The organism is Streptomyces glaucosporus, assembly GCF_039533345.1.
GTDB classification, from domain to species: domain Bacteria; phylum Actinomycetota; class Actinomycetes; order Streptomycetales; family Streptomycetaceae; genus Streptomyces; species Streptomyces glaucosporus.
Genome location: NZ_BAAATJ010000025.1, coordinates 80,716 through 89,753, shown reverse-complemented (window position 1 = coordinate 89,753; position 9,038 = coordinate 80,716). Strand labels below are relative to the sequence as shown.

Annotated in this window: 7 protein-coding genes and 1 pseudogene; 3 read left to right on the top strand and 5 right to left on the bottom strand. The window is 77.6% G+C overall.

Features of this window, described 5'->3' with window-relative positions; translation table 11 throughout:
• Positions 1-1,166, bottom strand: a pseudogene (locus tag ABD358_RS22745) (DUF6297 family protein); the annotation flags it as partial.
• Positions 1,163-1,834: an ABC transporter ATP-binding protein gene (locus tag ABD358_RS22740; protein WP_344632973.1), complete on the bottom strand. Its 672-nt coding sequence runs from the start codon at positions 1,832-1,834 to the stop codon at positions 1,163-1,165. The gene ABD358_RS22740 and the pseudogene ABD358_RS22745, both read right to left, overlap by 4 nt.
• A gap of 293 nt (positions 1,835-2,127) precedes the next feature.
• Between ABD358_RS22740 and ABD358_RS22735 the strand changes: the two genes are divergently transcribed.
• The 3 genes from ABD358_RS22735 (at position 2,128) to ABD358_RS22725 (ending at position 5,535) form a co-directional block, all read left to right on the top strand.
• A complete protein-coding gene (locus tag ABD358_RS22735) occupies positions 2,128-2,385 on the top strand; it encodes an acyl carrier protein (protein ID WP_344632972.1) in 258 nt (85 codons plus the stop codon).
• Positions 2,382-3,605, top strand: coding sequence for a beta-ketoacyl-[acyl-carrier-protein] synthase family protein (locus ABD358_RS22730; RefSeq protein WP_344632971.1), 1,224 nt, complete (start codon positions 2,382-2,384; stop codon positions 3,603-3,605). Before ABD358_RS22735 ends, ABD358_RS22730 begins: the two co-directional genes overlap by 4 nt.
• 688 nt (positions 3,606-4,293) lie before the next feature.
• On the top strand, positions 4,294-5,535 hold the full coding sequence (locus ABD358_RS22725) for an outer membrane protein assembly factor BamB family protein (protein WP_344632970.1): 1,242 nt from the start codon (positions 4,294-4,296) through the stop codon (positions 5,533-5,535).
• A 30-nt stretch (positions 5,536-5,565) separates the two neighbouring features.
• Here the strand turns inward: ABD358_RS22725 and ABD358_RS22720 are convergent, their stop codons facing one another.
• Genes ABD358_RS22720 through ABD358_RS22710 form a run of 3 tightly spaced genes read right to left on the bottom strand, consistent with a single transcriptional unit; the run spans position 5,566 to position 9,034 of the window.
• The gene (locus ABD358_RS22720; protein ID WP_344632969.1) at positions 5,566-6,582 is read right to left on the bottom strand and encodes an NAD-dependent epimerase/dehydratase family protein; all 1,017 of its coding nucleotides are present in this window, start codon (positions 6,580-6,582) and stop codon (positions 5,566-5,568) included.
• Positions 6,579-7,811 carry a GNAT family N-acetyltransferase gene (locus ABD358_RS22715; RefSeq protein ID WP_344632968.1) on the bottom strand — a complete coding sequence of 411 codons (1,233 nt, stop codon included), beginning with the start codon at positions 7,809-7,811 and terminating at the stop codon, positions 6,579-6,581. The genes ABD358_RS22720 and ABD358_RS22715 overlap by 4 nt, the downstream gene beginning before the upstream one ends.
• The gene (locus ABD358_RS22710; protein WP_344632967.1) at positions 7,808-9,034 is read right to left on the bottom strand and encodes an aminotransferase class I/II-fold pyridoxal phosphate-dependent enzyme; all 1,227 of its coding nucleotides are present in this window, start codon (positions 9,032-9,034) and stop codon (positions 7,808-7,810) included. Before ABD358_RS22710 ends, ABD358_RS22715 begins: the two co-directional genes overlap by 4 nt.
• Positions 9,035-9,038: the final 4 nt, after the last annotated feature.

Here is a 9,038-nt window from a genome sequence, read left to right as displayed (position 1 = left end):
GGGGGCGGGGGGAGGGACACCGCCCCCCCCCCGCCCTCCGCCCCGGCGGCCAGGGCCTCGCCCACCGCGGCGAGCAGCAGCACCGCCCGGGCGGCGCGGCCGGGCGCCATGAGCAGGGCCACCGTGTCGCGCCAGGCCACCAGCAGCCCCGGGCGGCGCGGCGGACGCAGCCGGGCCGCCCACCGCCCGGTCCGTCCCCGCGGCCGGCTCTCCCGTCCGGCCGCCACCGACAGCCGGACCGCGCGGGGGTCCACCGCCCACAGCGCGGCCAGGACCCCGCCGACGGTCCGGGCCCGGTCCCGCAGGACCGCGGCGGGCATGCCCGCCACGATCCGCCCGCAGCACGCCAGGGCGGCGGCCGTGGAGCCCGCCAGCAGCGCCGCGGCCGGCGGCCACAGCGGCGAGGGGCCGCCGGTCGCGGCGAGGACGGGCTGCGCCGCCCACCCCCACGGGCCGGACCACAGCGCCACCGTCTCCAGTGCCGGCAGGCGGTGCCCGTACGCGGCGGCCGCCGTCTGCGCGGCGCTCAGCAGCACCGGTGCCGCCAGGAGCGGGGAGAGGCGGCGGAGCCGGCCGGCGAGCGCCGGGGAGCGCTGGACGAGGGCCGCCGCGGTCACGGCCAGCAGGGCCAGGCAGACCGCCGGGGGCAGGACGGCGAGGGCCAGCCGGCCGACGCCGCCGAGCCCGGCCGCCGCCAGCAGCAGCACGGCGGCGAAGCCCGCCAGCAGCGCGGCGAGCGTCCAGATCCCGGCGGAGAGCGCGAACCAGGGCAGCAGGACCGGCCCGCGCCGCACCGGCAGCGCCACCAGCCAGTCGACGTCGGGCCGCGGCGGGGTCACCGGGCCGCGCCACAGGGCGTCCCACACCGTGACGGCCAGGGCGGCCAGCGCCGCGCAGACCGCGGCGGAGGGCAGCGTCCGCGCGATCACCTCCGCCTGCCCGGCCAGGGGCGTGCCGTGGCGGATCTCGTACAGGAGGCCGGCGGCGAACAGGCCGTACCAGCCGGTCAGCAGGACCAGCGCCACGTACGCGGCGTAGGCGAAGCGGCGGAGGCGTCCGGCGCCGCGCCGGGCCCGCAGCCACGCCAGCGTCCCGGCGGTCCGGTCCGGCGCGGCGGCCGGGCGGGGCAGGGCGGGCGCGCCGGACGGCGGCGCCGCGCGGCTCACCGGCCCGCTCCCGCCGTCACCTCGCCGGGCGGGCCCTCGGCGACGGGGGAGCCGTCGGCCAGGACGAGGACGCGGTCCGCCACGGTGCGTGCCAGCGCGTGGTCGTGGGTGGCGAACAGCACGGCCGTCCCCGCCCCGCCCTCCGCGCGCAGCAGGCCGGCCAGGCGGAGGCGCGCGGAGGGGTCGAGCCGCTGCTCCGGTTCGTCGAGGACGAGCAGGTCGCGGGGGCGCAGCAGCGCCGCCGCCAGCAGCATCTGCTGGAGCTGGCCGGAGGAGAGGCCCGACGGCAGGGCGTCGGCGTGGCCGGAGAGGCGGTGGTCGCGCAGGAGCCGGTCGATCCGGTCGTCGGGGTCGGGCACGGCGTGGGCCACCGCGACCAGTTCGAGGTGCTGACGCACCGTCAGGTCCGGGTAGCAGCTCAGGGAGTCGCCGACGACCGCCACCCGGGCCCGCACCCGCGGGTCGTCCTCGGACATCGGCGCGCCGTGGAACTCGACGGTGCCCGTGGTGGGGCGGTCCCGGCCGCAGGCGATCCGCAGCAGCGTCGACTTGCCCGAGCCGTTGGGGCCCAGCAGCGCGACGCGTTCGCCCGCGGCCACCTCCAGGTCGACCGACCGCAGCGCCCGGCGCTCGCCGAACACGCGGCTCACCCCCTTGAGCGCCAGCAAGGCCCCTCCCCTTCTCCCCTTCGCGTCCCGCCTGTCGCCGCGTTCGCCGCCGCGTCCGCCGCCGCGTCCGCCGTCTTCCCGTCCGCGCCGCTCGCGTTCCCGATTCTCACAGCCGTCCGCGCCCGTGGGACGGCGGGCGGGTGCGGACGGGTGTGTCAGGCGCTTCCGCGACTTCTGCCTCGTATGAGTGAAATGAGGTCCGCGGTTCCTTTCCTCCCATGGCCGAGACACAAGGATGGGGGACGGCAGCGACCGGCCGCGGCCGGTCGGAACCGACCCCGTTGAGGAGACCGATGAGCAGGGCGTACGGCGTCGTTGTGGACATTCTGGTGGGCAAGTTCCAGTTCGCCGAGGACGAGCTGGCGCCGGACGCCACGCTGGAGGACGTGGACCTGGACTCGCTGGGGCGGGTCGAGTTCGCGCTCACCCTGAAGGACCGGACCGGTGTGCCGTTCGGCGAGGAGCAGGTCACCCTGGACACCACGCTGGGCGAGCTCGCCGCCGCGATCGAGGAGGCCTGGGAGGCCGGCGCGGCGGTGGCGCCGCGGTGAGCCGTCCGGATGTCGCGGTGACCGGCCTGGGGGCGGTCACCCCGGCCGGGGCCGGGGTGGAGGAGACCTGGCGCCGGGTCCGCGCCGGCGAGTCCACGGCGCGCCGGGACGGGGAACTGGCGGGGCTGGCCGTCGACTTCAGCTGCCGCGTCCCGGAGTTCGCCGTCACCGACCGCAGGCGGCGGCGGCAGCTCTGGCGGCAGGACCGCTTCACGCAGCTCGCGCTGGCGGCGGCCGACGAGGCCGTGCGGGACGCGGAACTGGACCCGCGGGAGTGGGACGCGCCGCGCGTCGGCGTCGTCCTCGGCTGCGGTCTGGGCGGCGCCGGGACGTGGGAGACGGAGTTCGCGCGGCTGCGGCGGGAGGGGCCCGGGGCGGTGTCGGCGGCGGTCATCCCGATGCTGCTGCCGAACATGGCGGCCGGGGAGGTCGCCCTCGCCCTCGCCGCCCGCGGCCCGAGCCTGTCCGCCTCCACGGCCTGCGCCTCCGGGGCCAGCGCGCTGGCCATCGCCCGCGACTGGCTGCTGGCCGGGCTGTGCGACATCGTCCTGGCGGGCGGCACGGAGGCGGCGGTCACCCCGCTGGTGGTGGCCGGGTTCCACCAGGCCGGGGCGCTGTCGCGGCGCGGGGACGAACCGGAGGCCGCCTCGCGGCCGTTCGCGGAGGACAGCGACGGGTTCGTCATGGCCGAGGCCGCCGCCGTGCTGGTGCTGGAGCGGGCCGAGCACGCGCGGGCGCGGGGTGTGCGCCCCCGGGCGCTGCTGGCCGGATGCGGGGCGAGCACCGACGCCCTCCACCCCACCGCGCCCCACCCCGAGGGGCGGATCGCCGAACTCGCGGTGGCCGCCGCGCTGGCGGACGCGGGGCTGGACGCGCGGGACGTCGACCACGTCAACGCCCACGCCACCTCCACCCCGCTGGGGGACGCGGCCGAGGCGAGCATGATCGCCAGGGTGTTCGGGCACGGCCCGAGCGTGACGTCCGCCAAGGGCGCGCTGGGGCACTCCCTGGGGGCGGCGGGCGCGGTCGAGGCGGTGCTGACGGTCCTCAGCATCCAGCACTCGCTGGTTCCGCCGACGGCCAACGTCGACGCGCCCGCCGCGCGGTTCGGCATCGACCTGGTGACCAAGACCGCGCGGGAGCAGCGGGTCGCAGCCGCCGTCAGCAACTCCTTCGGGTTCGGCGGCCACAACGTCTCGGTCGTCCTCCGGGCCGCCTGAGGGAGCGCGGGGCGACCGGCCGAAGCGGGGCAGCCGTCCGGCGCGCAGCCGATTCAGTTCCGCCGAACACCGTGCCAGGATGGCCGAGTTCACCGGCGGGCGCCCGCGGCCCGCGGTGGACGCGCGAATTCCCTCGCCCCTGGGGGCCGAGGGGGTTCCCGGTCCCGCCCGAGGGGCGGGACGGCGGCCGGTCCGCGGCCGGTCGCCTGTGCGGGGGACGCGGTGCCGCCGGCACGGAAGCGCCGGGCGGTGCCGCGGCGGTTCAGCGAGGTCCAGGAATGGGGGAGGTCACGTGGCGCGGGAGGACCGGCCGGACGGGGAGCCCGTCGGCAACGGGGGCGGAGCAGGCCATGACAGCGGCGGCTCCGGGGGCACGGGCGGTGGTGCGCCGCTGCCTCCCCCGCCAGCCCGGCCGCCGCAGCCGCCACCGCGGTCCCCCGGACACGCTCCCGGGCCGGCGACCGCCCCGGCCCCGGGCTTCGGCGCCCCCGGCGGTGCGCCCGGCTTCGGAGCTCCCGGCGGCGCGCCCGGTTATGGCAGCCCCGGCTACGGGGCCCCACAGCCCGGGGGATGGCCCGGCCCCGGCGCCCCCGGCGCCCCCGGCGCTCCCGTGGGACCGGGCGGCTGGGGCACTCCCGGTCCGCCCGCCCCGGCTCCCCGCCGCTCGGGCGGCAAGGCCGCCGCCGTCGTGATCGCCTGCCTCCTCGTCCTCGCGCTCCTGGGCGGCGGAGTCTTCTTCCTGCTCACCGCCCTCCCCAAGAGCTCCGGCGGCACCGGGTCGGACGTACCGCCGGACGCCCTGGACGTCGCCTGGCAGAAGGACGGGCTCCCGCGCTCCAGCGCGTCCTCCGGCTTCACGGTGCAGTGGCCCGCCCGCTGGCTCAGGGGCAGCACCCTGGTCTACGGCGACGAGCACGGCGTGCGCGGCTACGACACCGCGACCGGCCGGCAGAAGTGGGAGGTCGAGCCGCCCGAGGGCGCGGGAGAGCCGTGCGCGATGTCCCCCGAGGCCAGCGGCAACGGCATGGGCGCGGTGCTCTTCGACTCCGGCGGCGACGAGTGCACCTACCTCGCCGCGATCGAGGTCGACACCGGAACCGTGGTCTGGGCGAAGAAGATCCCCAGCGAGTACGGCGCGAACGGGCCGAGGGTCCACGCGGGCGACGAGAACATCACGGTCGGGCTCAACACCGTCGAAGGCGTCCGGATGTTCGACGTGCGGACCGGGGCCGCGTCCGACCCGCTCGCCTCGCTGCCCGTCAAGTGCCGGTACACCTACGTCTTCAGCGCCCGGCACATCGTGGCCAAGCCCGAGTGCCGCGACGAACTGCTCGTCCTCGACACCCAGTACGGCGGCCGGGGCGTCAGCGTGTCCGACCAGCAGGGCCGGCCCGTCAAGATCCTCTCCGACCATCCGCTGATCGTGGCGGTCACCGTCGGCGAGGGCGAGTCCAGCCCGCCGCGGGTGCTCAACTTCGCCGAGGACGGCGACACCGTCGAGACCGTGGACCTCACGGGCAAGGCGTCCGAGATGGTGTTCGACGACAAGGGCAACGGCATCACCGGGAGCGGGCTCTACTTCGGCAAGCTGCGCAGCGGCGGCCACGCGGTGCTCGACCTCACGACCGGGACGGTGGTCTGGGAGGGAGGCGCGTCCGTCTCCCTCATCGGCCACGACGACGCGGACGACCGCATGCTGATCGCCGAGGCCGACCCCGGGAAGAACTACTGGACCCGCGTGGGCGTCCTCGACCCGGACACGGGGAAGCCGGTGTACGCGGGCACCATGGTGATGCCCGACGGCGCCTACCTCTCCCAGAGCGACAGCCTCTACGCCTACGACACGGGCAAGGTGCTGGTCATGGGCGAGAGGACCTCGGACCGCGAGCAGATGATCGTGGCCTTCGAGGTCGACCTGCCGGCGGCCTGACCCCCGCCCCGCGCCGGTTCCGGCGCGGGGTCACACGGCCGGGGCGGGACGCGGGACGCCGGTGAGGACGTCGCCGAGGAGGTCGCCGAGGCCGGCGGGCCAGACCAGGCCGGGCGTGAAGCCCAGGTCGAGGGCGGCCCGCTCGTGGCCGCACGTCCAGGCCGGACGGCAGGCCTCGCGGATCTTGTCCCGGGCGAGCATCGACGGCCTGCCCCGCGCCCGCGCCGCCAGCTCCGCCCCCCAGGCGGCGGCCATCGCCACCGCGCGGGGCACCGGGACGGTCCGGGGCGGGCGGCACCCGGCCAGAGCGGCCACGTCCGCCGCCAGGTCCTGGTAGCGGTGCTCGACGCCGTCGCCGACGTGGTAGACGCCGCGCGCCGTGGGGCCGCGCTCCACGGTGGCGCCGCGGTCGGCCGCGGCGGCCAGGGCGCGGCACAGGTCGTCCACGTGGATCAGCGAGTACAGGCGCGGGCCGGTGCCGCACACGGGCAGCACCCCGCCCCTCACCAGGGCCAGCAGGACGGGCAGGAACTCGGCGTCACCGGGCCCGTGGACGATCGGCGGACGGACCACCGTCCCCGGCACCCGGCCGGCCACCGCGCGCAGGGCCAGCTCCCCGGCGAGCTTGCTCCGCCCGTACGCCGACACCGGCTCCGGCGGGTCCGTCTCCCGGCGGGGCCTGCCGGGCCGCGACGGTCCGGCGGCGGCCAGGGAGGAGCAGTACACCAGGCGCGGCGGCTCGGGCAGGCCGGCCAGGGCCTCGCACAGGCGGCGGGTGCCGTCGGCGTTGACGGGGGCGTAGCCGGAGGGGCGGGTGGCCTTGACGGTGCCGGCCAGGTGGACGACGCGGTCGGCGCGGGCCTCGGCGACGGCCCGCCGCAGGCCGCGGCCGGTGGCCAGGTCCCCGTCCACCGCGCCCACCCCCGGCGGCAGCCCGGCGCGTGCGCGGTCGCGGACCAGCGCGGTGACGGTGTGGCCGTCCAGCAGCAGCCGCCGGACCAGCCGGCGGCCGACGAACCCGGTCGCCCCGGTGACGAGGTACCTCACCGGTACGCCTCCCCGGCGGGCGGGGGAGCGGGCACGAGACCGCGCCGGTAGAGGCGGTGGCGGCGGAAGAGGACGCCGCCGAACGCCTCGGCGTAGCGGTTGGCGTCGCGGTTGTCCTCCAGCAGCCAGGACAGCTCGCTCTCGGTGTAGCCGAGGCGGAACGCGGCCCGCTGGGCCTCGGCGACCAGCGCCGCGCCCAGCCCGCGCGAGCGGTGGGCCTCCTTGATGCCGGTGATGATCGCGCGGGTCCGGTCGACGCGCCGGAAGGCCAGGGCGATCCGCAGCAGGCCGACGGGCACGCCGAAGGTGGTGAGCCGGCCGCGGGCGGCGCGCAGCGCCTGGTTGGCGTCGGGCAGCCACAGGGTGAAGGCGACGGGCTCGCCGCGCACCTCGGCGAACCACAGCAGCTCGGGCCGGATCAGCGGGCGCAGCCGGCGCAGGGTGTGGGCGAACTCGCGGCCGGTCAGCGGGACGGAGGCGTAGTTCTCCGTCCAGGCCTCGGTGTAGATCTCCCGCACGGCGGCCAGGTCGTCGTCCATACGGGCCGGGTCCAGCGGACGCACCCGTACGTCCGGCGACTGAAGGGCCCACTCGGCGGCGCGGGCGACGACGGGGGGAGGGTCGCCGCCGGGCGGCATCGGGACCCGCCAGGACAGCAGGTCCCTGGCCCTGACCAGGCCGCAGGCGGTGTAGAGGGCGGGGTAGTAGGGGTGGTTGTACGGCATCATCACGCTGGGCGGGCCGTCGAAGCCCTCCACCAGCACCCCGCACTCGTCGTTGGTGGAGAAGCCCATCGGGCCGAGCATCGTGCGCAGTCCGCGCTCGCGCAGCCAGGCGGCGGCCGCGTCGAAGAGGGCGGCGGCCGCGCCGGGGTCGTCGGCGCACTCGAAGAACCCGAACACGCCGCAGTGCGGGTCGTGGCGGGCCTGGAGGCGGCAGTCCACGGCGGCGGCGATCCGGCCCACCACCCGCCGTCCCCGGCGGGCCAGGAAGAACTCGGCCGCGCCGACGTCGAAGAAGGGGTTGCGCCGCCGGTCGAGGAGGGCCCGCTGGTCCCGCTCCAGCGGCGCCACCCAGTGCGGGTCGCCGCGGTACAGGGCACGGGGCAGGGCGACGAAGGCGGTGGCGTCCGCGCGGCCCCGCACCGGGCGGACGGCGACACCGGCGGACGTGCCCGCCACGGCGGTTCCGGCGGGGGCGGTTCCGGAGGGGGCCGCGGCGGCGGTCACGCCGGGACCTCCACCGGCCGGCGGGGCCGCGCGCCCGGCGGGACGGCGGGGGCGGGGCCCATCCGGCGCGCCACCTCGGCGAAGGCGTCCAGGATGCGGGCGATGTGCCCGTCGGTGTGGACGGCCTGGGGCGTCACCCGGATCAGCGCCCGGTTCCTGGCCACGGCCGGTTCCACCACGGCGTTGGTGAACACCCCCGCGTCCAGCAGCTCCTGCCACATCCGCAGGCACCGGGCCGTGCCGCCGGTGTAGACGGGGACGACCGGGGTGGTGGAGTCGCCGGTGTCGTAGCCCAGCGACCGCAGGCCCTCCAGCAGCCGCCGGGCGTGGCCGAACACCCGCCGTCTGCGCTCCGGTTCGGACTCCACGATGTCGAGCGCGGCCAGGGCGGCGGCGGCCGAGGCCGGCGGCATCGCGGCCGAGAAGAGCACCGACCGGGCGTTGTACCGCAGGTGCTCGACGACGTCGGCGGGGCCGACGAGCATCCCGCCGACCGAGCCGAAGCACTTCGACAGCGTCCCGGTGACCAGGTCGACCCGGCCCGTCAGACCGAAGTGCTCGACCACGCCGCGGCCCCGGGCCCCCAGCAGCCCGATGTCGTGGGCGCCGTCCACCACCAGGCGGGCGCCGTGGCGCCGGGCCAGCGCCACGAGCCCGGGCAGCCGGCACAGGTCGCCCTCCATGGAGAACAGGCCGTCGGTGACGATCAGCCGGCCGGACGCCGGGTCGGAGGCGGCCAGCAGCCGGTCGAGGTGGTCGAGGTCGGAGTGGCGGTAGCGTCGGTGGTCGGCCGGGCTCAGCCGGACGGCGTCCACCAGCGAGGCGTGGTTGGACATGTCGGCGAAGACGGTGTCGCCCTCGTCGAGGAGGGCCGCGAGCGCGAGGTTGGCCTGGAATCCGGTGGTGGTCACCAGGGCCGCCTCGCCGCCGACGAACGCCGCCAGCCGCCCCTCCAGCTCCTCGTGGAGGGCGAGCGTGCCGTTGAGGACGCGCGACCCCGAGCAGGAGGCGCCGAAGCGGCGCAGCGCGCGGGCCGCGGCCTCCGTCACCCGGGGGTCGGTCGACAGCCCCAGGTAGTCGTTGCACCCGGCCATGACCACCGTGCGGCCGTCGATCTCGACCTCCGCCCCCCGGGCCGAGAGCGGGCGGTAGTAGGGCCGGGCCGGGTCGTCGGCCAGCGCGCGCTGGACCGCCGACCGCTTCTTTCCGAAGACGTCCGCCATGCTG